At 43.5% G+C, this 23,594-nt stretch carries 18 protein-coding genes; all 18 read right to left on the reverse strand.

What is annotated here, in order from left to right:
• Positions 1–45 precede the first annotated feature (45 nt).
• The 18 genes from HMPREF9124_RS08190 to HMPREF9124_RS08275 all read right to left on the reverse strand — a co-directional run bounded on the left by HMPREF9124_RS08190 (position 46) and on the right by HMPREF9124_RS08275 (position 23,391).
• The gene (locus HMPREF9124_RS08190) at positions 46–714 is read right to left on the reverse strand and encodes a uracil-DNA glycosylase (protein ID WP_009429660.1); all 669 of its coding nucleotides are present in this window, start codon (positions 712–714) and stop codon (positions 46–48) included.
• An 8-nt stretch (positions 715–722) separates the two neighbouring features.
• Complete coding sequence (locus HMPREF9124_RS08195; RefSeq protein WP_009429789.1) at positions 723–1,397, reverse strand: metallophosphoesterase family protein; 675 nt, start codon at positions 1,395–1,397, stop codon at positions 723–725.
• On the reverse strand, positions 1,394–3,310 hold the full coding sequence (locus tag HMPREF9124_RS08200; protein ID WP_009429289.1) for a BMP family ABC transporter substrate-binding protein: 1,917 nt from the start codon (positions 3,308–3,310) through the stop codon (positions 1,394–1,396). The genes HMPREF9124_RS08195 and HMPREF9124_RS08200 overlap by 4 nt, the downstream gene beginning before the upstream one ends.
• 95 nt (positions 3,311–3,405) lie before the next feature.
• Positions 3,406–4,512 (reverse strand): cell wall-binding protein, encoded by a 1,107-nt coding sequence (locus HMPREF9124_RS08205; RefSeq protein ID WP_009429761.1) that lies wholly within the window; start codon positions 4,510–4,512, stop codon positions 3,406–3,408.
• 317 nt (positions 4,513–4,829) lie between these two features.
• Positions 4,830–6,188, reverse strand: coding sequence for a H2O-forming NADH oxidase (nox, locus tag HMPREF9124_RS08210; protein WP_009429247.1), 1,359 nt, complete (start codon positions 6,186–6,188; stop codon positions 4,830–4,832).
• 227 nt (positions 6,189–6,415) lie between these two features.
• The gene (locus HMPREF9124_RS08215; RefSeq protein ID WP_036597760.1) at positions 6,416–8,332 is read right to left on the reverse strand and encodes a sugar phosphate nucleotidyltransferase; all 1,917 of its coding nucleotides are present in this window, start codon (positions 8,330–8,332) and stop codon (positions 6,416–6,418) included.
• Positions 8,333–8,528: 196 nt separating this feature from the next.
• Entirely contained in the window at positions 8,529–10,631 is a 2,103-nt protein-coding gene (locus HMPREF9124_RS08220; RefSeq protein WP_009428184.1) for a glutamine synthetase III family protein, read from the reverse strand.
• Positions 10,632–10,791: 160 nt separating this feature from the next.
• A complete protein-coding gene (gene fba / locus HMPREF9124_RS08225) occupies positions 10,792–11,658 on the reverse strand; it encodes a class II fructose-1,6-bisphosphate aldolase (RefSeq protein WP_009429654.1) in 867 nt (288 codons plus the stop codon).
• 82 nt (positions 11,659–11,740) lie between these two features.
• A complete protein-coding gene (thrC, locus tag HMPREF9124_RS08230) occupies positions 11,741–13,219 on the reverse strand; it encodes a threonine synthase (protein ID WP_009429843.1) in 1,479 nt (492 codons plus the stop codon).
• Positions 13,220–13,321: 102 nt separating this feature from the next.
• Positions 13,322–14,035, reverse strand: coding sequence for an ABC transporter permease (locus HMPREF9124_RS08235; protein WP_009429092.1), 714 nt, complete (start codon positions 14,033–14,035; stop codon positions 13,322–13,324).
• Positions 14,028–14,969: an ABC transporter ATP-binding protein gene (locus HMPREF9124_RS08240; protein WP_009429534.1), complete on the reverse strand. Its 942-nt coding sequence runs from the start codon at positions 14,967–14,969 to the stop codon at positions 14,028–14,030. Before HMPREF9124_RS08240 ends, HMPREF9124_RS08235 begins: the two co-directional genes overlap by 8 nt.
• On the reverse strand, positions 14,966–17,338 hold the full coding sequence (locus HMPREF9124_RS08245; RefSeq protein ID WP_036597763.1) for a hypothetical protein: 2,373 nt from the start codon (positions 17,336–17,338) through the stop codon (positions 14,966–14,968). The genes HMPREF9124_RS08240 and HMPREF9124_RS08245 overlap by 4 nt, the downstream gene beginning before the upstream one ends.
• The gene (locus HMPREF9124_RS08250; protein ID WP_009429530.1) at positions 17,319–18,566 is read right to left on the reverse strand and encodes a sensor histidine kinase; all 1,248 of its coding nucleotides are present in this window, start codon (positions 18,564–18,566) and stop codon (positions 17,319–17,321) included. The genes HMPREF9124_RS08245 and HMPREF9124_RS08250 overlap by 20 nt, the downstream gene beginning before the upstream one ends.
• Before the next feature lie 53 nt (positions 18,567–18,619).
• Complete coding sequence (locus tag HMPREF9124_RS08255) at positions 18,620–19,321, reverse strand: response regulator transcription factor (protein ID WP_009428225.1); 702 nt, start codon at positions 19,319–19,321, stop codon at positions 18,620–18,622.
• 87 nt (positions 19,322–19,408) lie between these two features.
• Complete coding sequence (locus HMPREF9124_RS08260; RefSeq protein ID WP_009428577.1) at positions 19,409–20,557, reverse strand: bifunctional chorismate mutase/prephenate dehydratase; 1,149 nt, start codon at positions 20,555–20,557, stop codon at positions 19,409–19,411.
• Positions 20,558–20,575: 18 nt separating this feature from the next.
• The gene (locus HMPREF9124_RS08265; protein ID WP_009429283.1) at positions 20,576–21,352 is read right to left on the reverse strand and encodes a lysophospholipid acyltransferase family protein; all 777 of its coding nucleotides are present in this window, start codon (positions 21,350–21,352) and stop codon (positions 20,576–20,578) included.
• Positions 21,353–21,361: 9 nt separating this feature from the next.
• Positions 21,362–22,129 (reverse strand): ABC transporter permease, encoded by a 768-nt coding sequence (locus tag HMPREF9124_RS08270; protein WP_050791209.1) that lies wholly within the window; start codon positions 22,127–22,129, stop codon positions 21,362–21,364.
• Between the two features lie 224 nt (positions 22,130–22,353).
• Complete coding sequence (locus HMPREF9124_RS08275) at positions 22,354–23,391, reverse strand: glycosyltransferase family 2 protein (protein WP_009429698.1); 1,038 nt, start codon at positions 23,389–23,391, stop codon at positions 22,354–22,356.
• Positions 23,392–23,594: the final 203 nt, after the last annotated feature.

A 23,594-nucleotide genomic window follows, 5' to 3' on the forward strand; every position in this document is an offset into this window, starting at 1 on the left:
GGACTACCGTATAATCCTACAAAATTGAAAATGCTTTCCTCGGCACTACTCATCCGATAAACGCCAATCTATCGGACTAAGCCCCTCCTGTTCCAGATAGGCATTGCATTTTGAAAAAGGCCTGGATCCGAAGAATCCGCGATATGCGCTCAATGGGCTGGGATGCGGTGCCGTTAAAATCAGCCTTTTCTTCTGGTGAATCATAGCTCTCTTCTTTTGCGCGGGGCTTCCCCAAAGAATATAGACCACCGGCTCTTCTTTTTCTTCTATTGCTCTTATCGTGGCATCGGTAAACTCCTCCCAGCCTATTCCTCTATGGGAAAAAGCCTGATGGGCACGTACCGTGAGAACAGTATTTAACAGCAGAACGCCCTGCTCAGCCCAGTGACTCAAGTCTCCGCTCTTTGGAATCGGATAAGAAAGGTCATCCTGCAGCTCTTTGAAAATATTTTGTAAGGAAGGGGGAAGAGCAATCCCTTTCTGTACGGAAAAGGACAAACCCTGCGCCTGTCCTACATTGTGATAAGGATCCTGCCCAAGAATAACAACCTTCAGCTTGTGAAAGGGGCAAAGATCATAGGCTTTGAAAATATCTCCGCTTTTCGGAAAAACCTGTTGTTCCTTATATTCCTTTACGACCGTATTGTATAGCTTTCGGTAATAAGGCTTTTTATACTCTCCCTGCAGCTTTTCCGCCCAATCATTTTCAATCATAGCTTACTTTACTCCTTCTTTCCCTTCATTTGCTTGTATAAATCATAGAGAAGGGAACCTGTCTTTCCCTCCCTCGGATACTCATGCTCTTCGATATCCAATACAAACTTATCATAAGCATTGATGATCCTCGTCCCGCTACTGTGCTGAAGCTCCCGCTTAAAAGCACTGCCGTAATTCCCGTGAACATGCCCGTGAATCATATATTTGGGTTTGTACTTCTGCAATAATTCTTCAAAAGCACAAAACCCCCTATGAGCAGGATCTTCCATATCTCCGTAACCTCGTACCGGCGAATGGGTAAGCAGAATATCAAAGCCGTTTTTTAACAAAATGTCCTTTTTCACTTTGTTAATCCGCCTTTTCATATCATCTTCCGAATACATAAAGCTTCCCGGTTTATACCATGGAGCGCCTCCCAGCCCCAAAATGCGCAAGCCTTTAAAATCATATACTCGGTCCTCTACCGACTCGCAACCCAGGGGAGGCTTAAACGAATAGGACTCATCATGATTTCCGTGTACATAGAGAAGCGGGGCTCGCCCCATGGTAACCAAAAACTGCAGATAGTCCGAACTCAAATCTCCTGCAGAGAGAATCAGGTCAATTCCCTCCAGTTTTTCTTTCTGAAAATGGTCCCAAAGGCCTCTGTTCTCTTCATCCGCTATGCAAAGAATTTTCATAATAGGAATCCTCCTGAAAGTATAGCTTCCTGTGATTCCTTCGTAAAAGCTTCCAAAGGAGGAATTTCTCCCAAAACATTGTCATTTAACCAACGCATATCCACAATTTCTTCCATTTCCAGACTTTCTGTCCCCTCGCTATGGATTTTTTCCCGCTGACTGTGAATTTCTCCGGAAAACGGCAAGAGGCTTCCTTCCTTAATTTCTTTTTCCAAAATAGACACCAGTTTCTTCGAAGAGTAGCTCAGGTTTCGAGAAAGAATCACATCGATTACCCCCTCTTTCAAACCGTAATAATAGTTTAGCGCACTATAGCTTTTTGCCAGATTGTTACTATGGTAGGAGCCCTCCAGGAAGGAATGTAAAATCAATTCATAATACCTTCCCCAGTTGTAGATAGAAACCGCAATATTGGATTGTACTTCTCCGTCTAAATTTAAATACAAGCCGAACTCTCTACTACGCTCGGATGGCTTTGCAAACTCCGGCCCCGAAATCACGTGAATGCCCTTAGACTGAAATACAGCCTTCCAATCCGCATTCTGTAAACCGCTCCAGGACAGGTGAACCCTGCTCCAGGGATTGATAAACTGCGCGCCGATGGCAAAGGCGTTGATATTTGCCAGTGTGCCGTAAAGAGGGAACTGTTCCACATAGCCTAAATCATTTCCATCGGAAACAGAGGCGGCAAGCGCCCCCATAAGGAACTTGGCCTCATACATTCGGCCATAATAGGTTCGGATCGAATTATATGAAGTATTAACCGAACAATTTAGGATAGAAACATCCGGATACTTAAGGGCCAGTTTAATACTCTCCTGCGCCATAAAAGGAGCGGTCGTAAAAATGAGTCTGGCTCCCCAAGCGACAGCCTCTTCAATTGCCGCACGGACCTCTTCATCCGTACTGCAGTTTTCCATGGCTCTACTCTCTACCTGTTCTTTAAATCGATCCTGGATATAGTTTCTTCCGAGTTCATGTGCATAAGCCCAGGTAGAGCTTTCTACACTTCTTTCGTATAAAAAGGCTATTTTTAACTCTTTTTTCACACCGGATAAACTTCCTCCCGAAAAAACGGTGAAGAAATTGCTTTCCTTCTTCATTTCCTCCGGATTTTGTATCAAAACTACTTCTCCGGCCGATTTCTTAAATTCATTCCAGAGCTTTTCCAGATTTTCTCGAATTTTATCCGTAGCATTTTCCAAAATGGATTGAATCCCATATACCGAAATATAAAGAAAAAAGGCATCCCCCACCGTGTTTTCAAGCCTTCTTCCCCCCATTGCAAAGTATAAATCCGAAAAACGGGAGAATGCCGCACGCACATCCTTGCAGAGTTCGGAAGACCAAATTTCTCCATTTTTCATTCCCAAAAACTGAGAAAAACGCTCATAAGCTCCCGGCTCCGAAAAGTAAATGCCGTAGAGTCCGGAAGATTTATAAAAATCTACAAACTCATAATACAGCTTATTCTCCTTCTCTTCCGTTCGCTTCGGCAAGATTCGAATGACCTTTGCAGGAATGGAAACCGCCTTATTGTAACGGCTTACGGAAACACGCTTATTCCCTTCCTGTACATAAAACCGATACATATACTCATAGACCAGAATAGGTTCCCGAACCCCTTCCTCCGTAATGGAATCGAAAAGATTGGCCCACTTCGAAGCAAATTCCGTTTTAGGACTGAGTATCGGCATAAAATTTCTGGCAAAGGACTGCTGTCTGGCCTTGGTTTTCGTGCCGGCTATATCTTGCAAGGGAATTTCCAACAGTCCCAAGACATTTTCGCCCTGTATATCCTCTTTTCCCAGTCTCTCGTCCAAGGCCTCCAGATACGGCGCCTGTCCGAAAAGAAGAGCATTTCTGTAAGCTCGATCTCCCAATTTTTTTGCTTCCATATAATCGTCCAGCATATGCAATTCCTCCCAGCTTCTCTGTACCCTTTATGTGAAGAAATTTTATTACATAGAAAAAAAGAGGGCAAGCCTCTTTTTTCTCTAAAGCATATCTATTGCGGTCCGGTAGTACTTCCCGGCTGTATTGTTCCGCCGGAAGAAGCGTTGGGACTCGTTCCGGACGGTCCCTGCGCACTCGGTCCATCAGAACTGCTCTGGTTTGCGTTTGGGTTCGGACTCGTATTTGATTCGGTACTGCTGTTTCCTCCGGGACCGGTCACGCCGGGTCCTGCCGCTCCTGGCCCCTGACTGTTGTTGCTATTGTTGTTGTTATTGTTGTTATTCTGGGTATTTGCCTCTGTAAAGTTCAGATTGGAAGTATCCGAAGTACATACACCGTATTCATTAAAGCTGAAACTGCGTCCATCCAAGGTTACCGTGGTATTTACAAGCATCTTGCCGTCTTCCAGATAGTAATAATGACTCTTCTCTTTCAGCCAACCTTTTACCATCTTTCCGTTATTTAAGAAATAATACCAAGCATTCTCAATCTGCTTCCAGCCAGTAGACATCTTTCCGTTTCCTAAATCCATGTAGTACTTGTTTCCGTCGGTATCGGTCTTCCAACCGGTTTCCATATTGCCATTCGTCGAGGAAAGATAGTAGTACTCTCCATTCAGATTCAACCAACCGCTCTGCATTGCACCGTCAGAACCGAAGTAATACCACTTATCGGAAATCTTAAGCCATTTCTGCATCACTAAAGAACCGTCTTCCGGATTAAAGTAATACCATTTGTCGGAAATCTTTCTCCAGCCCGTTGCCATCGCTCCGGAAGCCTTCAGATAATACCAGACATCCTTCCCGTCCTTCTGTAATTTTAACCAACCGGTCTGCATGGTTCCATCGGACTTCAGATAATACCACAGCTTGTCCACCTCTCTCCAGCCGGTCACCATCAGTCCCGACGGGCGAAAATAATGCCAAGAATTATTGATCTTCTTCCAGCCGGTCACCATATAGGTATCTGCACCGATATAATAGTACCCGGAGGAAGTGTGGATCCACTTTCCGCTAACCTTTTCATTATTCTTCGGATCAATAAAATAATATTTTCCTTTTTCCTGTCCCCAACCTGCGGCTAAAGCCGTCATCGAAAGACTGGCGATGCAAAGTCCTAACGCCAATGCTTTCAAACCGAATCTTTTTCCTAAATTCATATTTTCCTCCCTTTAAAGCGGATTCATTACAAGGCTATGAAAAAAGCAGCTCTCTTTTTCCTTAGAAAACTGCCCATTTTCGTCTTTTCTAAACTATAGCATAGCTTGCTTTCAAATTTCTATACTAAGCTCTTACTTTTCCTTAACAATTATACGAATTTTTTCTCCTTTTAATGCTTTTTTCTATTTTCAAATTCTTTCCTTCCAAAAATGTTTCAAGAAAAAATGCTCAGACGTAAATAGTCCGAGCACTTTCAGGTGTATTATATTTATAAAAAATACCGCGAATTATTTTTCCTTTCAGCACAATAGGAATCTTAGCCCTTTAAGCCCAACTCTTTATTAAGCCACTGCAATCCTGCCATGGTCACATAGTTATACGGCTGATTAAAGTGCGGCATAAAGAACAGATCTACCAAGGGAAGCTCCGCCATGGTCAATCCCTTCTGAATAGCCAGAGAGAAGAAATGAATAATGGCCGTTGCATCGTAGCTGGATCCTAACTGGCAGCCCACAATCTTCTTATCATCTTTCTTGTAAACAATTCGAATCTTGACCTTCGGATTCTCCACTTCCATGAATGCAGGGAACTGAGTGTCCTCATAATCCTCATAGGATACAGACATGCCTTCTCTCTCCGCCGCCGCTAAGGAAAGTCCGGTGCAGGAGAGCTTATAGCCGTAGATTCCTAAAGCACTGGAGCCCTGAACACCTAAGCTTTCTACAGGAGTTCCGCAAATGTTATGGCCTGCTACAACGCCGGAACGTACCGCATTGGTAGCTAAGGCGATATAGTTTTCTCTACCTCTTGCATTATCATAAAGGCTTGCACAGTCTCCGATGGCATAAACGGAAGGATCGCTGGTCTGCTGCTTTCTGTTTACCAGATAAGCGCCGTTTGCATACAGCTTTAAGTGGTCTGCTCCTAAGCTCGCATTCGGTTTGAAGCCCACTGCACAGATGACCATATCCGCATCATATACACCCTTATCGGTCTTAACGCCGGATACCTTGCCTTCTCCTAAGAACTCTTCTACCTTCTCACCCAAAGCCAGCTTAATGCCGTGCTCTTCCATTCTGTTCTTTAACTCATCGGAGAAAGGAGCATCAAAATAGCCTGCAAGAATACGATCCACCATATCAATTAAGGTTACTTCCAAGCCAAGACGCTGGAAGGCTTCTGCAAGCTCCACACCGATATAGCCTCCTCCAAGAACACATACTTTCTTGAACTCGCCCTTGTTCTTCAGCTTTTCAATGACTTCTTGTGCATTTTGGTAAAGCTTTACCATCTGCACATTCTCCAAATCAAAGCCCTTTACCGGAATTCTGTTGGGGATAGATCCTGTCGCAAAAACCAAATTGTCGTAGTGATCTTCAATCACCTGTCCGTCTTTAAGCTGTACCTTAACGGTCTTCTTGTCGTAATCCACGGAAAGGACCTGCGATTCCATGTTTACCTTTGCTCCCTTTGCCAGGAAATTCTCGGGCTTTGCATAAAACAAACCGTCTCCCGAATGAATCTGCTCTCCAATCCAGAGAGCCATTCCACATCCTAAAAAGGAAATGTTGCTGTTCTGGTCATAAATGGTAAGCTCCTGATTGGGATAAGACAGAATGGTGTTTGCGCAGGCCGTTCCTGCGTGATTTGCTCCTACTAAAATTGTTTTTGCCATGGGAATCCTCCTTGATTTTTAATCGCTCTTAAGCATTTCTGCTTTTATAATCTATTTTACTTCTTTTTCAAAGAAAAACAAGATAAATAATTGTTCTTAATTTTGCTTTTAGTAAATAGAATTCTTTTTTTCATCGACCTTTTTCAGCCTTACTATAAGCTTCTAAAGTTCACAAAACGAGATATCGTGCGCCTATACACGATATCCCGTTTTACATAAAAAGTCTTTTACAGCCCCAAAGTTTTCTTTGCCTCCTTAAAGTAACGAAGCATTTTCAAGCTGTATTCTCCGAATTCCTGCCCCTTTCGCATCTTATAGGCGCACCACAGGCTCCAAAGGAGACCGGAAAGCCCCATGTAGGCAATCAAAAGTTTTTCCAATTGTTCTTTCGTTCTACCGTGAAGAAGCAGAGGTTCTGCCACTTTCTCCCCTTCTGCCGCTAAGAGATAGTCCTCCAGCAAGCCCTTCGCTTCTTGAAAGTCCATATAGGAATAAATTGCTCCCATCGCAATATCCAGTAAAGGATCCGCCATACCTGCATATTCCCAGTCAATCATTTTCACGCCCTCTTTTGTAAAAATGAAGTTGTCCTGTACTGCGTCAATATGACAAAGACAAAGAGGAGGATTGGATTTCTCCGTAAACGAAAGCATTTTTTCTCTATCCGGCTTTATTTTTTCGTAATCCTGATAGGGAATTTCTCCCCCTCCTTCCAGACAAATCGCTTCATAATACGCTAATCCTTCCCTTAAAGAGAAGGGATGACCCACTGTTTTCTTTCCCTCATGAAGTTTCAGTAACTGCTTCATGCAGGCTCTTCTCTCTTCCTGCTTTGAAAAGTCCGCATTTCTTGCCTCTTCATAGTAGCGTGAAATTTTATAACCGTTTTCCGGATTAAAGTAGAGGAGCTCCTCGGTAATATGCAAATCCTTTACAATACGGTAAATTTCTTCCTCTTCTTTTCGATTAATGAGCTTCCCCGTTCCCACCCCCGGGATGCGGCAGATAAAGTCCTTTCCGGCATAGTCCTTATTCCTACTCTCTTTATGGATCCGAAAAAGGAAGGATTGATTGGTCATACCGGCCTTCAGACAGCGAAGCTTCACGATTTCGCACTCAGGGATATGGAAAACGGCAGAAATCAGTTCCATGGCTTCCGAACCGGAGCTGTGATTGTATTTCTCGTCGAAGGCACGTAACTCTTCCAGATTTTCAAATTCGTAAATCTGTCCATCCTTCTGCTCATTCCGATAAATCGGAGGTAAATGCTTTAAGGTCAGACGAAGGACATCTTCCCAGTAAAAGTCCTCCGTTCCCGGTTTATGGTAGTATTCCACCAGGTAGGGCAGAAAAGCGGAAAAAAATTCCTTCTTCAGAAATACCGGGCCGTACATGCAATAGGCATTTTCACCTCCAACCTCTACGCTTTTTATTTGTCCGTCCTTCGCGCAATGTAAAACCCACTCCTTGGTCTCTCCCTCCATAAAGCTCGCCGCGTACCAGGAAAGGGGTTCCACGCTATGGTACATATTTTCCCGCATCCAGTTATCGGAAGAAAGGATATAAAAGTTCTTCCCCTCCATGGCTTTTCTTGCATGATAAAGTGTCCCGAGCGTATTCTTCACAGAATACTCGGGATTATACAAAAGCTTCACTCCGTAGGCGTCAATTAAGTAGTCGAATTTTTCCTTCAGATAGCCCACAACAATCGTAATGTCGTAAATTCCTACCTCATGAAGCTGCTTAATCTGCCGCTCTACCATTCTTTCGCCGAAGACCTCCAGGAGCCCCTTCGGGCATTCATAAGTTAAGGGCACAAAGCGGGAACCAAAGCCTGCCGCCAGGATAAGAGCCGCATCTACCTTATTCGCCTCTAAAAAAGCCTTTCCTTTTTCTGTAAGAATTCGTGACTGCCCCTTTTTAATTCGCTTTTCTGCATGGCTCTGTTTTTCGGTGGCATTATGCATTACGGAACGGCCTTCTACTTTGGATTCATTTGTTTTTTTTAAATAGCCTTGTTCTTCCCAATCTTTCAGACAACGATTCACTTTCCCGAGAGACATTCCTGTTCTCTCTGCCAACTGTCTTTGGCTAAAATCAGGATTTTCCATAATATTTCGCAATAAAATAGCACAGGAATTCATCTCTTCTCCTTTTCTATGTCCTAAACCATTCTGTTCATTTTCAAACAACAATAATATTTCATGAACAATATGATAACAAAAAAGAAGGCTTTTGTCCTGTACTACTTTCATTTTTCTGCGTTTACGCATAGCAAAACAGCATGCAAAAACACAAGATAGCTCATTTTTTCAAAATCCCGTTTTCAGGCTATGGCTTCTAAATTTCAGACACCTCATACAAGAGGTCTCCATAGCTCGGGAAGGGCCAAAGGCTCTTATCCATAATGGTTTCCAGAATATCACAAGGCTTTCTGAGTGCCTGCATAGCCGGAACAATCGTCTCATAGGCATAAAAAGCCTTTTCTTTCTCTGAAGCACCTTCTCCGGAGTTTTCCAATTTGCTTAAAAGTTCTTCCCGCCGTCTATCTATCTCCTCCAAAAGAGAGGAAGTCTCATTCAACAATCGCTCTTCCGCATAAGTCGATGCAGTCTTCGAAACCTCTCTCACAAGCTTAAGGGCAGAGGCCAACTTCTCCACATATTGAACCGCTGCAGGAATAATCTGTTTTCCGCTGATGTTCACCATGGCTCTCGCCTCAATATGAATCACCTTCGTATAATGTTCATACTCAACCCGTTCCCTACTCAGAAGTTCAGACTCGGTATAGATGGAAAACTTGGAAAAAAGCGCAATAGCCTCTTTCTTACTGAGAGCGGAAAAAGCCTGTACCGTAGAGGAAAGGTTCGGAAGGCCTCTTCTTTCGGCCTCTTCTATCCACTCCTTCGCGTAGCCGTTTCCATTGAAAATAATTCTTTCATGCTTGGTGAGAAGCTCCTTAATATAATCATGCACCGCAAGCTGAAAATTTTCCTGCTTCTCCAGAAAGTCTGCCGCCTTTTGGAACTGCTCTGCCGTAATCGTGTTTAAGATAATATTGGCACTTGCAATGGAATCGGAGGAGCCCAGCATACGGAATTCAAACTTGTTTCCGGTAAAAGCAAAGGGAGAGGTTCTGTTTCGGTCCGTATCATCAGCGAGAACATTCGGAAGCGCCCGCACTCCCATCGTTAAACTTCTCCCCTTTTGAGACGCCGTCGCATAACCTGTTCCAATGAGTTGCTCCACCACACCCTGCAACTGGCTTCCGATAAAGCAGGAAATAATCGCCGGCGGTGCTTCATCAGCTCCCAGTCGATGATCGTTTCCGACATTGGCAGCAGACATACGAAGAAGCTCACTGTGTGTATCCACTGCCGCAAGTACACAAGCGAGTACCAGAAGGAACTGTATATTTTCGTGGGGACTTTCTCCCGGATTCATCAGGTTGATGCCGTCATCCGTGGTAAGAGACCAATTGTTATGTTTTCCGGATCCATTCACACCGGAAAACGGTTTTTCGTGCAGAAGACACTCCAGACCATGTCGGGAAGCTACCTTTTTCAGGCTTTCCATAACCAGTTGATTGTGATCGAGAGAAATATTGGCCTCTTCATAAACCACAGCCAGCTCATGCTGGGAAGGTGCAACCTCATTATGTTCCGTCTTTACCGGTACTCCGAGGCTCCAAAGTTCCTCATCCAAGTCCCGCATAAATTCAGCTACTCTCTTTCGGATAATGCCGTAGTAATGATCATCGAGCTCCTGGCCCTTTGCCGGCATACTGCCGAAAAGTGTTCTTCCAGTATAAACCAGATCCTTCCTTTTCAAGTATTTTTCCCGATCTATGAGAAAATACTCCTGTTCTGCCCCTACGGAGGGCTTTACATAGCGACTTCCGGTATTACCGAACAGGCGTAAAATACGTAGTGCCTCCCGATTAATGGCTTCCATAGAGCGAAGTAAAGGCGTTTTTTTATCCAATGCTTCTCCGGTATAAGAGCAGAAAGCAGTGGGAATACAAAGTGTAACCGTCTCTCCCTCTCTTCTTAAAAAGGCCGGACTCGTACAATCCCAAACCGTATAGCCTCTTGCTTCAAAAGTGGCCCGAAGACCTCCTGATGGAAAAGAAGAGGCGTCGGCTTCTGAACGAACCAGCTCCTTACCGGAGAATTCGAGCATCACCTTTCCCTCCCCCACAGGGCTTAAGAAGGCTTCATGTTTTTCCGCCGTGATACCCGTCAAAGGCTGAAACCAATGTGTATAATGCGTAGCTCCCTGCTCAATCGCCCACTCCTTCATTCCCTGCGCTACGGCATCCGCAAGCTCAAGACTTAAGGAATTTCCCTCTTGAATGGCCTTTTTCAATTTCACATAGACATTTTTCGGAAGTCTCTCCCGCATCATTCCGTCATGAAAAACATTTTTTGAAAAATTATCCATGCCTTTTCCTTCCTTTTCCTGTCAGTGCCCTTATAAAGGAGATGCCGTACGCTTCGCGCACGGCATGCAATAAGAATGAATATTTCGCAGCATGAAAACAGAATCTTTCAACACCGCAAAAAAATCAAAGATAAAATAATGATTTCTAAAAAAACAACGCTTACGCCTTATTTGCACATCCGAAAAGGGCAATCTTTGCCTTACACTCTTCGATAATTGCATCAAATCCGGGCTTTAAAAGCTTTCTGGGATCGTATCCCTTACCCTTCTTGTCGGAACCTGCTTCAATATATTCTCTTGTTGCCTTGGCAAAGACAAGCTGCAACTCTGTATTGACATTGATTTTTGACACACCTAAAGAAATAGCTTTCTTGATCTGGTCGTCCGGAATACCGGAACCGCCATGCAGAACCAAGGGTAAGTTCTCTCCGATAGCCGCTTTAATGGCTGCCAAAGTTTCAAAGGAAAGCCCCTGCCAGTTCTCCGGATAAATCCCGTGAATATTTCCGATTCCTGCAGCCAGGAAGTCTACTCCCAAATCTGCAATCTTCTTACATTCCTGCGGATCAGCACATTCTCCCATGCCGACAACGCCGTCTTCCTCTCCGCCGATAGCACCGACTTCGGCCTCAATGGACATTCCCGCCTTATGTGCTGTAGCCACCAGTTCCTTTGTCTTTTCAACATTTTCTTCGATTCCGAAATGAGATCCGTCAAACATGATGGAAGTAAATCCCGCCTTAATACAAGCCAAACATCCGTCATAGCTGCCGTGATCCAGATGCAAAGCTACCGGAACGGTAATTCCCAAACTCTTATCCATCGCTTTTACCATGGCGGTTACCGTTTCAAAACCGCACATATACTTTCCGGCGCCTTCCGATACGCCGAGAATAACGGGAGACTTCACTTCCTCACAAGCCAGAAGAACCGCCTTTGTCCACTCCAAGTTATTAATATTGAAATGAGGTACTGCATAATGTCCCTCTAACGCCTTATCCAACATCTCTTTTGCATTTACCAGCATTTTTTCCCTCCTTAAACGGAAAACTAATCCGCTCTCTCCATTATCTTTCCAATACGGAGTGAGTGTAGCACAATTTTGATTCTTAGGAAAGTAAGAAATGTGAAATCGTCAGCTTCATATCCTTCACCATACAAACCGTATTGTGTCTGACTTCCCCTTCCATAACTTCTAACACTGCATCCGGAATCTTCTCGCCCGAAAGTTCAGAAACGGCACGAATAGCGGAGAATACATCTTCCGGAACCGGCTCCTTCAAAGCCTTCAGCACGGTCTGGGAGAATTTATAGGGACTTGCCGTAGAAACAATAAGCGTTTTCCCCTGTTTTCCTCTTTTATAGCTATAATTGTCCGCCACAAACTTTGCAACTGCAGTATGCGGATCCAAGATATAAGCGCAATCTTTAAAACACTGAAAAATAGTTACACTGGCTTCGCCATCCCTTGCCGAACCGCTGTAAAACTCTCCATCCAGCTTCTGTTCAATATTTTCGGAAACCTGATATCTGCCTCTTTCCCGTAAGTCCTCCATGTAGGAAGCAACATCCTTTTCATCCGCATGAACCGTATAAAGCAGTCTCTCCAAATTGGAAGAAATCAAAATATCCATAGAAGGAGAACTTGTCACATGGAACGGGCGATTCTTATCATATACTCCGGTATGGAAAAAGTCTGTCAGAACCCGATTTTCATTGGACGCACAAATCAATGTTCCAAGCGGAAGCCCCATCTTCTTTGCAAAATAAGCCGCTAAAATATTCCCGAAATTCCCCGTCGGAACGGAAACGGCGAGTTCCTCTCCGGAAGAAAGTTCTCCACGCTTTAAGAGTTGTCCGTAAGCATAGACATAGTACACAATCTGCGGGACCAAACGTCCAATATTAATCGAGTTTGCAGAAGACAAACGATAGCCCTGTTTTAAAAGCTCCGCCCTATACTCTTCATCTGCAAAAATCTGCTTAACACCGCTTTGCGCATCATCAAAATTCCCTAAAATGGCAGCTACATGCGTATTTTTCCCTCTTTGCACCTTCATTTGCTGCTCCTGGAAACTGGAAACACCGTCTTTCGGGTAAAATACGATAATTTCCGTATTTTCCACATCGGAGAAGCCCTCCAGCGCCGCCTTACCGGTATCTCCGGAGGTTGCTGTTAAAATCACGATTTTTTCCCGAATATCATTTTTTTGTGTACTGACCTTCAGAAGATAAGGCAGGATAGAAAGCGCCATATCTTTAAATGCCAGCGTTCTTCCATGGAAAAGTTCCAGATAATAGTACTCCCCCTTCTTTACCACCGGAGCAATCTCTTCCGTATCAAATTTTGTATCATAGGCACTATTGATACAGTATCGAAGCTCCTCCTCGGTAAAATCGGTAAAATACAACTTCATAATCTCATAGGCCAGGTCCTGATAACTCAACTCCGAAAGTTCTCTAACAGACAAGGGAAGAGAGGGGATCTCACTTGGAACAAACAGTCCCCCGTCTTTCGCAAGTCCCTTTACAATAGCCAAGGAGGGACTCACTCCTCTTTCTCCGCCTCTGGTAGATTGATAATTCATTCTTCTCTCCTTTACTCTAAACTTCCCTTATATGGCAGGGTTTCTGTCTTCCCCTTCTTTTCATTTTGAAAAAAGAATAGCCTAATTCATTCCCTTTGTAAACTATAGATTTCTTCCGTTATAGCGCTTGTCCAAAGTTTTTCTCCCTATGGTGAGGCAGAGCAAACTCAACAAGCCCAAAAGAATGAAAGAAAGGATGGTCGCATAAATGAAATAACTGTTCTTTTGCAGACTGAAAAGCCCGTAAAAAAGCAGTCCATACAGCAAAAAACTGATTCCATAAGCAAAAATCGTTGCATATACGCTGTTTTTTGCCAGGCCGCTGCAGGCAATGCCCAACGAACTTAAAAAGACACAGGATATCCCGTATCCGAGAAAATACAGGCATAAATAATAATTCGACACACCTCCGTAAATAAATACGGTTGCCAGAAACGGTAAGGTGGACAAAAGCAGCGTTCCCAAAGTACTTAACTCGGAAAAGAGCTTCCCGAAAATGATGCTTCTACTGTCCAAATCCGTTTCCAAAAGAAGTTCCAGCATATGTTCTTCCTCTTCCGTGCTCAGGCTGGATACGGTAATCGCCGGGGCTAAGAGCAAAAGAAAAAGAAAAAGACCTGCTGCCACAAAATAATAAATCTGCAGGAAACCGGCATACCGAATCTCACCGGTTTGCAATCCGTTTAAAGAGATATAGTAGAGATTTGCAATAAACAAAATCAGTAAAACAAGATTTGTAAAAGAAATCAGCATCGGCATAAACAGACTTCGATCGGAAAGCATATTATCTTTCGTCCAAATCGGATTTTCATTCATATGAAAACAGGCTCCTTTCTCCCTTATCTTCCTTTCCGAGAATATTTTCCATATTGCCCGCCTCCCTGTAGAAGGAATGCAATAAAATGCCGGTATCCACTATCTTTTTCAGGAGCTCCGCCTCTTCCCTGGCATCCCCTTTAAATTGAATATGAATCTCATTTTCCTTAAGGCTAATCGACTTCACCCGATAATCTTCCTTTAAGAGACTCAGTAAAGCTGTACGCTTTCCCTCTACCTGAATCACAATCGGATTTTGAGCACTGATTTCCTGAAATATTCTGGATACCGCCCCTTTTCTGATTACCCTGCCTTGATGCAAAAAGCTAAGATGTGTACAGAGGTCCGAAAAGTCTCCCAGTGCCGAACCGGTCAAAAATACCGTCCTTCCGTCCTCGGCATAGTCCAAAAGAATTTCCTTGATTTCCGCTACGGTCCGTAGATCCAAAGACATCATCGGATCGTCCAAAACCAGAATCTTCGGCTCGTGTAACATGGCACGCACAATGGATAGTTTCTGCATCACGGCACGCGGAAGGACCTCCATAGGACTATTCTCCCAGGAACGAATTCCCGCAAGTTCCAAGAGCATATGAATCCTTCCCCTTATTTTACTTTCCTCCAGATGATAGCAGGATGCAAAAAAATGTAAAAATTCAAAAACAGTCATTTTAGGATAAGAGCCCATGACCTGCGGAACATATCCCAAGCGTCTTTTTAATCGTCTGACGCCGGTACCCGCTTTCATATCATCCACCAGGATCTCTCCGGAATCCAAAGCCAAAAGCCCCGTAAGAAGCTTACATACCGTAGTTTTCCCTGAGTCGGAGAGTCCCAAAAGTCCAAAGACCTGTCCCGTTTCCACTTCCAGTGAGAAATCTTCCAAAACAAGGTAGTTTCCGAAGCTCTTCTTTACATTTGTAAATTGAATCATTCGCTTCCCTCCCTTGCGCTGACGGTTATCATGGGAAGCAATTGTCTGATTTCAGGAGATGCCGTTGACTCTTTGGCAACAAAGCGAAGTTTTAATTCATTTTTTTCTGTCAAATATTTCTTTAGTCGATCTCCGCTTAAAACTCCCTCCTTTCTTCCTATACTGTCGTAGCCTCCCGTGCTGTTGTTATAAATCGCCATATCTCCCTGAAAATTCGCTAACAGGCTGTTCCCGGAAATGTCCATGATTTCAAAGGAAATTCCGCTGATTTCCTCCTCTTCTCCCAAATTATAACGGATTTCCAAAGGGATCATGGGATTCATGGTATTGGTTGCCATATCAAACTCTCCACTATCAACAGAAGGATCTCTCGAAAGTGCACTATACTCTATAATACCGTCTTTCTCCCTACTAAGCTCAAGGGACGCATTCACAATGCTGAATCCGTATTTTTCGAAATTCTTCCTGTCTATTTTTTTGTCCCCTTCTCCGTTTTCTGTAAAGCTGACTCCGTCTTCTCTTGCTAAAGCATAAAAACGTGCATCCGGAAAATAAGAATGAATCTGCTCCGACAGAATAAAACGAATAAAGTTTTTGCTGTTTCCGGTAAAAAGGGCATTACTCAGATAATCAAAATCTCCCACCGGCATAGGCATGGATTCGGCAATGCTGACATCAATGGACTGCCCCTTTTCCAGTTTCCCCAGCTTGATTACCCTTCCATACAAGAGAATAAAAGCATCGGAAAGAACATAGTTCGTATTATTTATAATTTCACCGGACAACTCTCCCGAAAAATAACTTACTTTCCCTTCGATTTGTCCGATATCATTCGGTATCTTTTTGTTCAAAAGGAAATAGTGCGGACTGAACGCGCTACCTTTATGAATGACAATAGCAGACTTGTCTCTCTCCTGTAAAACTTCCGTACGGGTCACTCCCGAATCCTTCACCAAGCCGCTTAAGTCCCCTGTATAATCCACGCCTTTCAAGATAGGATTTACGGTATACTCAGGCTGAATCTCCATGGAGAAGTTACGCTCTTTCGGGGAGCGGAAGTTGATATAATTTTCCTCATCCACACTGTCTTTCGTCAGTTGCAGTAACTTTACATAAGAAATAAAGCTGTCGTTAATCCGGGTTCCCATTCCAAGCACCCAAATAAACAGCACCATAAAAAGAGAAATTAGGGCAATGCTCGGTCTATAGACACGAAGTGAATTTTGAGAACGCAGGAAAAAATACAGTCCGGGCCCCACTACGATGAGGTAGAGTAGCAGAATACAAAAATACAGCGGAATGGAGGGAAGCTTGGATAAATCCGAAAGGTTCATTAATTCTTCCAAGTCCCAGTACTGTTTCAGACTCCTTTCCGATGCGGAAATAGAAAGAGTATTTAAACGATTCTGGCCATAGATTTCCAGAAAAAGCTTCCCTACATAATCACTATCTTCCGTAGCGTAACGCTCCAATTTTAATACATCATAGCCAAGCACGGCCAAAAGTCCGTTCCCCATCGGATAAACCGAAAGATAGGCTTTCCCCTCCGAAAAAGCCCCTTCCCTCCCTCCTTTCAAATAAACCGGAGAAGCCAGCAAGGATTCTCCCTCTTCCTCTCCGCCTTCGTTTTCCTTGGCAAGAAAAAGGGTCCGCTCTTGAAAATCCAGAGGTGTTTCCAGATAGGATGAAAAATCTTCGGAAAGCGTCTGCATGCCGTTTTCCGACAGAGAAAACAAAAGCACTCCGCCATGCTCAACATAATGCTTTAAACTGTCTCGTTGCTGTTTATCCAAATTAAAAAGATCAAAATCACGAATCAGAAGTAAGTCCAGGAGATAAAGGTCCGTTTCCTCCTTGGGAAAACTGTCTCCGGTAAAGCTGATTACTCTGGTTTTTAGAAGTCCTTCGTTAACTCTGGCATTCTGTAAAAAGCTGATGGTATCTCCGTTTTGCGACAGGGAGCCAATCAGAAGCTCCGCATCCGACCCGGAAATATCCAGTCCCACACGTCTATAGGCAATTTGTTCGGAAGAAAGGTTCTCTACCGTCAGGAGCAGCTGATTTACTCCCGTAGGTAACATAAAACTTTTCTCAATTTCTTTTACGCTTTTTCCCTCTACCACAAGCGGAAAAGAAAACTCCACAATATGCTTTCCCGATTCAGCGAGAATAATCTTTAAATTTCCGGAAAAAGTGCTTCCCTCCGCATTTTCAACCGTAATCTGCAAGGGCAGGCTCCGTCCCGCTTTTGCGGTATTTTGAATCCCGTATTGCAGACTTAAATTCAGATTTTCACTATAGCCTTTTATCGAAAAAAGAAAAAACAAACAAAAAAAGATAAATAGAAAACTACGATTTTTCAAAAGCATCTTCCTCTCTTCCGCCTCTTTTTTTCTTCCGCTTTCGCTTGTCCTGTAATACTTTGGAATAACCCTTTTCCATTCCTCCCTGTCCTTCAGACGCCTTTTTCTTCTCTTTGTCTTCCGGATTCTTTCCACCCTCAAAGGGGGCCTTTTCATCCCGATACTCGAGTGGCAGAGTAACAATAAACCGCGTACCGGAAAGGTCTGACTTCGCTTCCACATAACCGTGATGCATTTCCGCAATATTCTTTACAATTGCCAGTCCGAGTCCCGTTCCGCCGGTACTAAGGGAACGAGAGGACTCCACACGGTAAAATTTATCAAAAAGTAAGGGCAGTTCTTTTTCCGGAATGATGTAGCCGAAATTTAAGACCGTAACCCGTACAAATTGCTTTTCTTTTCTAAGTCGAAGCTTGATCATCTTTCCTTCGGCACCGTACTTGATGGCATTACTGATTAAATTGTCAAACAAACGGAAAAGAAGATCTCCGTCTCCGTCAATATACAACGACTTTACATTGGAACTGAAATCACAACTTAAATCATTTTTTTCAAAATTCGGATAGTTTTCCTCCAGGAGCTGAGAAAGAAGCTGTACCAAGTCCAAGGTGATAAGCTTCATATTCATTTTTCCATAGGATAGTTTGGTAAAGCCAAAAAGCTCTTCGATTAACTTTTGCAAGCGAAGAGCTTTATTATAAACAATTTCCAGGTAATGCGCTTTCATCTCGTCATTCGCGGATTGATTGTTTTTGATTAAATCAAGATAGCCCAAAATAGAAGTTAGCGGGGTTCGCAAATCATGCGCAATATTGGTAATTAAATCCGTCTTCGACTGCTCATTACTCTTTTCCATTTCAATATGACGCGAAAGTTCTTCTTCCATCATACGAATGCTCTCCGCAATATGGGCTATTTCTCCCTCTCCGGAAATGGAAATGTCCGTATTGAAATCTCCCGCGGAAATCTGCTTTACCGCCTGCGCCAAAGTTTCAATATCTCTTGCCGTCTTCCTTTGCAGAAAAAGAAAGCAGAGCGTAAAAAGAACGATGCCCAAAAGTACAAAAAGCAGGATGCTTACCACGCTGGCAAAAGCAAAGCTCTGTACCATGGGATGATCATTTCCCATTTGATAAAGATAGCTGGTATAGGAACTGATGTTAAAAACCAGAAAACATTCCACTACACCCGCAAAAATAGCAGACATTCCCACATGGAGAAGAACCTGCATCATATACCCTCTACCGAAATGGTGAGGTGCTCTTTCCTGATTCACCTCACACACTCCTATTTCTCAATCTTATAGCCTACGCCCCAAACCGTAGTAATAATCTTATCTTCCCTCTGGTCTTCCTTCATCTTCCCGCGAAGCCTCCGAATATGCACCATAACAGTATTGTTGGCTTCATAGACCTTCTCATTCCATACCTTTTCAAAGATTTCATCCGTAGAGAAAACCTTACCGGGGTGAGAAGCCAAGAGGAAAAGAATATCAAATTCAATCGGTGTCAATTTAATTTCTTCCTCATCAATAATCACCTTATGGTTATCCTTATTGATATGCATATTCCGAATATTGATTTCATTATTGATATAGTTCGTGCCGGCATTCGGATTCAGTTGTGTATAGCGACGAAGCTGAGACTTGACTCTTGCCGTAAGCTCCAGGGGATTAAACGGCTTTGTAACATAGTCATCCGCACCGCCGGTAAGGCCGACAATCTTATCCAAGTCTTCAGACTTCGCAGAGAGCATAATCACCGGAATGTTGGAACTTTCCCGAATCTTTCTGCACATCTCGAGGCCGCTCATCCCCGGCATCATAACATCCAGAAGAACCAGATGAATCTCTTCCTCCGAAAGAATTTTCAACCCCTCTTCCGCATTATAAGCTTTAAAAACCTTATAGCCGTCAGAAACCAGATAGATTTCTACCAGCTCGGCAATTTCTTTTTCATCATCAACAACCAATATATTAATCTGTGGCATAAGAGTCCTCCTCGTCTGTCTGACTATCTATGGATCGCTTCAGTTTACCTAATTTTTAACTGAAATGGCAAGTCTTTCCCGTTTAATTCACGAATTCTTTACTTTACAGGGTAAATAATTTCCCAGTATCCTGAATTGTACTCCCTCTTCTTTCAAAGCACTTAAGGCATTTTCCATCTCCGGCTCGGAAAGATTTCCGCTTACATCCACAAAGAAAAGGTAGGAAAAGGCTTTGTCTCCCACAGGTCTGCTTTGAATCATACTGAGAGACAGACCGTTCCAGGTAAAATCCCCCAGCACATGATAAAGACTTCCCGCCTGATTCGCCGCCCAGAGAATCATCGTCAATTTATCGGCATCCTTCGTGTAAATCTTCTCTTTTCCTATCAGGAAAAATCGGGTGGTATTTTCTTTACTGCTCACTCCGTCTTGCAGGATTCGAAGACCATAATACTCTGCTGCCGGTCTGCTGCACAGGACAGCGGCGTACTCCTCTTTTGTCTCTGCAAGTTTCTTTGCGGCAATTGCGGTATTCAAGTCCGCTATTTTTTCCATAAAAGGATATTCTTTGAAAAATTCCCTGCACTGGGCAAGGGCCTGAGGGTGAGAGTAGACCTTCCTGATTTCTTCCGTCCTGTAGTCTCCGGCGCTGCAAAGACAATGAGAAACGGGGTAATTAATTTCCTTTAATACGGAAATCTCTTCAAAGCGACTTAAAAGGTCATAGTTATCCTGCACCATGCCGTAGGTGGAATTGTCCATAGGGAGAATTCCGTAATCCGCCCTTCCTGATTGGACAGCCTCCAACACATCTTGAAAATGCTCCACAAATTCTATGGAATCCTCTTGGAAAAATACCCTTCCGGCAAGATAAGAATACGACCACTTCACGCCCTGTGCGACTAATTTTTTCCCCGAAAAAGAAAGTTCCCCGACTTCCCGAAAGGAAAAATCCGACTTGCGTCCAATTTCGGAAAGGTATTGAAGCTGTCTTCTTCTGGAAAGAGTCATTAAGCCCCGGAACAGTTCTCTGGCCGGCGTTTTTAATAGCGGATCTCCTACCATATCCGAAATACTGTTTAATTTTTCTTCCTCTCTTTTTCCGTCGAAGACTGCCTTTCCCGTCTTTGCCTTATCTTTAGCAACTTCTATGGAAAGATCCATTCTTTTCTGAAAAAGTTGAACGATTTCCCGGTCGATCGTATCCAGTTCCTTCCGAATCTCTTCCAGTCCCATTGATTCCTCCGTGTCTCCTTATTGAGCTTTACTTTCCGACTCTTTAGCTTCCAGTTCTTTCCGTTCTATCTCTTTCAAATCCCGAATCATGGAAAGAACTTTTCCTTCCGCGTAATTGTCGATGTGCGTTTTCTCTTCCTCGGATAGCGCCGAAAGAAGAATAGGCTCCCCAAAGCGCACATAAACCTTCGTGCTTTTCAGAATCGGAAATTGCTCTTCGAAAATCTTTCTGGTATTAATCATGGCTACGGGAATAATTTTACAGCCGGTTTTCTCGGCAAGCTTAAAGGATCCCTTCTTAAAGGGAAGCATATCCTCTTCACTCTCTCCCTTTGTCCTTGTCCCCTCAGGATAAATCCAAAAGGAGATTCCGCGTTTTATTTCCTGAATCGCTTCAATAATCACCTTCAAATTCTGCTTCAGATTATCCCTGTCCAGGAAAAGACAGTGAAGCTCTTCCATCCAAAGTTTCAAGTTCGGGATCCTCGTTAAGTCATCCTTGGAAATAAAACCGGTCACATTGTTTAAAAGGCTGTAGCCGACGACAATATCAAAGTAGGAACGGTGATTTCCCACAAAAAGCACGGCCTCATCCTTCGGAATATTTTCCAAGCCTTCGGCTTGGACTTCCACCTTGCATATCTTTAAAATGGCTTTCAGTTTTCCCTGCACGATAGAAAGGCACTCCAGGTCTCTTTCTCTCGTCCTCTCTCTTTTTCGAATAAAAAGTAAACGCAGACTTCCCAGTCCTAAAAATCCAAAGAGTAAAAGTCCCACTCGAATAAGCGCTATCATGATTTCCTCCTATAAAACATCTGAAAAGTGAGGGCGCAGCTTTCGGAAGAACCGCAATCCCACGAATAAAAGAAAGAGCGTTACCAACCAAAAATAAAGAGTCAATCCCGGCCTTTCAAAGAAATAATTTCCCGTAATCATCGAATCACGATACCCCGCCACAATATAGTAAAAAGGATTGATTTTAAAGAATATCTTTAGCCAGGGCGCCTTATTGGTAAACAGAAGCTCATCGTACATAATCGGCACCATCCAGATACCGAACTGCAATACAATTGCCACAATCTGCTGCATATCCTTAAAAAACACGGAAATCGCGGAAGTAAAGTAACTGAGTCCCAGTCCGAACATTGCTGCAGCAAAAGAATAATAGAGAACCTGTAGCCAAGTCAGCTGCGGCATTTTTCCGCTGAAGAGATAAAATAAAAACATCACCAGAAGGAAGAAGCAATGCACCAGAGTACAGCTTAAAAGCTTAATCACGGGTAAAAGCTCTATCGGAAAAACCACCTTTTTTACCAGATAATGGTACTCCTGCAGAATTCCCGTGTTCATATTCATCACTTCGGAGAAAAAAAACCAGGGAACGATACCCGGAATCAGCCAAAGAGTATAGCTTACATTCGGAACCGGCGGGCTGGACTTAAAGCCGTAGGGGCCAAAGATAAAGGCGTATATCGCAATAGTCACGAGTGGCTGAATCAGCATCCACACCACGCCAAAGTAGGAGCCCACAAAGCGCTTTTTAAAGTCAGCTCTTGCCAGGTCTAAAATCATCTTCCGCTTTCGTTTTATTTCTTTTAAGAGACTAATCAAATCTTATCCTTTCCGGTTCACGGATAGAGTGCCTATCTTCTTCGCCCTCTATCGTTCTCTATCGCCTTTTATCGCCTTCCATTCCCTTTTATCGTATTACCTTTTATTGTATTACCTTTTATCGTATCATCTTTTATCGTAGTCTGCCGTCCTCTATTGTCTTCGCTTTCAGCACTCCCCTTAACTTACGACTTCTCTCCTTTTTTATCAAAATACTGGGGATTTAAAGTAACGGCATTTCTGAAAATTTGCGGCAGTACCGGATATTTCTTTCCTGCCTTATAGCCGAGAAAACGTGCTCCCGTCCTGAAAAAGAGAGGAACAAGAAGAAGGGCCTTCCCCTCGGAAACAAGCGTTTTTGCATTTTGCCTAAACATCTTCATCCCTTCCTTCTCAGGCGGCACAAGAGAAAAAATCTCCGGAAAATCCCTATGAGACACCCCCAGGTCAAAGTTTCTTCTAAACTGCTGTCCTGCCGAGTAATGATGAGAATGGTAAACCCTTGCCAAAGGATTGTAAGCGACCTTATACCCTGCCTTTTCCGCCCTAGCCGCAAAAATCATATCCTCATTAAAGATGGTCGGCGACAGGAAGCCTTGAAGCTCCCGGAAAACCGCTTTTTTATACATACAGCAGACATTGGAGGCAAAAAAGCACTTAATACCGAGTCTTTTCACATCCTCTATTCCCTTTATTTCCACTTTATCCCCATAGTTAAAGCTTCTGGAGAGCACTTCATCAAAGGAACTGTCCTTCGTACAAAGCTGTCTTGCGTATACCTCGGCGATACGATTGTCCCAAGAAAAAGCCGTAAGCAGTTCTTTTGTGAGCTTTTTATCCGCCGGCACCGCATCATCGGTCATCGATAAAAAATACTCCGCATCGGAAAAGGAGGCCGCGAGATTTCTCGCATAGGCATGATCAAAGTCCTCTCTTTTTATGTGATGGAGCGAGACTTCCACTTTCCTTCCTTCTAAAAGCTCTTTGGGGAAATATCGTTCCTCGGTATTCACAATAATGATCTTTGCCGGAGGGAACTCCTGCTCTTCCAACGCCGAAAGCAGGGCACGAAATTTCTCTCCCGGCTTATAGGTCGGAATCAAGACATCAAAAGAGGGGAGCGTTTCTCTCCCTCCCTGCCGCCTTTCGTTCTCCTTCTCTCTTCTATTTTCTTCTCTAAGGACAGCCTCTTCCGGACTGTCCTGCCTAAAACAATCTGTCATCCGCCTACACTATTCCAATTCCCTATTGCATAACAATGCAAAATCTATATTCAAAATGCAAGTTCAGTGTCCTTTCTGAGTAGGACACTCTCTCAACTATTAAGGCCCTATCTGACTTGATAAAAAATCAATGAGCCTATTTTACCATGCCTAAGCCGGAATGAAAAGAAAGACTCCACTTTCTACCCCTACAGACTCCACTT

This window comes from Oribacterium sp. oral taxon 108 str. F0425, assembly GCF_000214455.1.
GTDB classification, from domain to species: Bacteria; Bacillota; Clostridia; order Lachnospirales; family Lachnospiraceae; genus Oribacterium; species Oribacterium asaccharolyticum.

Excerpts from the sequence above, each read along its gene's own strand:
- HMPREF9124_RS08190 (WP_009429660.1), bottom strand. The coding sequence starts at position 714 with ATGATTGAAAATGATTGGGCGGAAAAGCTGCAGGGAGAGTATAAAAAG.
- HMPREF9124_RS08270 (WP_050791209.1), bottom strand. The coding sequence starts at position 22,129 with ATGATTTTAGACCTGGCAAGAGCTGACTTTAAAAAGCGCTTTGTGGGC.
- HMPREF9124_RS08200 (WP_009429289.1), bottom strand. The coding sequence starts at position 3,310 with ATGCTGGACGATTATATGGAAGCAAAAAAATTGGGAGATCGAGCTTAC.
- HMPREF9124_RS08265 (WP_009429283.1), bottom strand. The coding sequence starts at position 21,352 with ATGATAGCGCTTATTCGAGTGGGACTTTTACTCTTTGGATTTTTAGGA.
- HMPREF9124_RS08245 (WP_036597763.1), bottom strand. The coding sequence starts at position 17,338 with ATGCTTTTGAAAAATCGTAGTTTTCTATTTATCTTTTTTTGTTTGTTT.
- HMPREF9124_RS08275 (WP_009429698.1), bottom strand. The coding sequence starts at position 23,391 with ATGACAGATTGTTTTAGGCAGGACAGTCCGGAAGAGGCTGTCCTTAGA.
- HMPREF9124_RS08240 (WP_009429534.1), bottom strand. The coding sequence starts at position 14,969 with ATGATTCAATTTACAAATGTAAAGAAGAGCTTCGGAAACTACCTTGTT.
- HMPREF9124_RS08235 (WP_009429092.1), bottom strand. The coding sequence starts at position 14,035 with ATGAATGAAAATCCGATTTGGACGAAAGATAATATGCTTTCCGATCGA.
- HMPREF9124_RS08205 (WP_009429761.1), bottom strand. The coding sequence starts at position 4,512 with ATGAATTTAGGAAAAAGATTCGGTTTGAAAGCATTGGCGTTAGGACTT.
- HMPREF9124_RS08220 (WP_009428184.1), bottom strand. The coding sequence starts at position 10,631 with ATGGATAATTTTTCAAAAAATGTTTTTCATGACGGAATGATGCGGGAG.
- fba (WP_009429654.1), bottom strand. The coding sequence starts at position 11,658 with ATGCTGGTAAATGCAAAAGAGATGTTGGATAAGGCGTTAGAGGGACAT.
- thrC (WP_009429843.1), bottom strand. The coding sequence starts at position 13,219 with ATGAATTATCAATCTACCAGAGGCGGAGAAAGAGGAGTGAGTCCCTCC.
- HMPREF9124_RS08260 (WP_009428577.1), bottom strand. The coding sequence starts at position 20,557 with ATGGGACTGGAAGAGATTCGGAAGGAACTGGATACGATCGACCGGGAA.
- HMPREF9124_RS08250 (WP_009429530.1), bottom strand. The coding sequence starts at position 18,566 with ATGATGCAGGTTCTTCTCCATGTGGGAATGTCTGCTATTTTTGCGGGT.
- nox (WP_009429247.1), bottom strand. The coding sequence starts at position 6,188 with ATGGCAAAAACAATTTTAGTAGGAGCAAATCACGCAGGAACGGCCTGC.
- HMPREF9124_RS08215 (WP_036597760.1), bottom strand. The coding sequence starts at position 8,332 with ATGAATTCCTGTGCTATTTTATTGCGAAATATTATGGAAAATCCTGAT.
- HMPREF9124_RS08195 (WP_009429789.1), bottom strand. The coding sequence starts at position 1,397 with ATGAAAATTCTTTGCATAGCGGATGAAGAGAACAGAGGCCTTTGGGAC.
- HMPREF9124_RS08255 (WP_009428225.1), bottom strand. The coding sequence starts at position 19,321 with ATGCCACAGATTAATATATTGGTTGTTGATGATGAAAAAGAAATTGCC.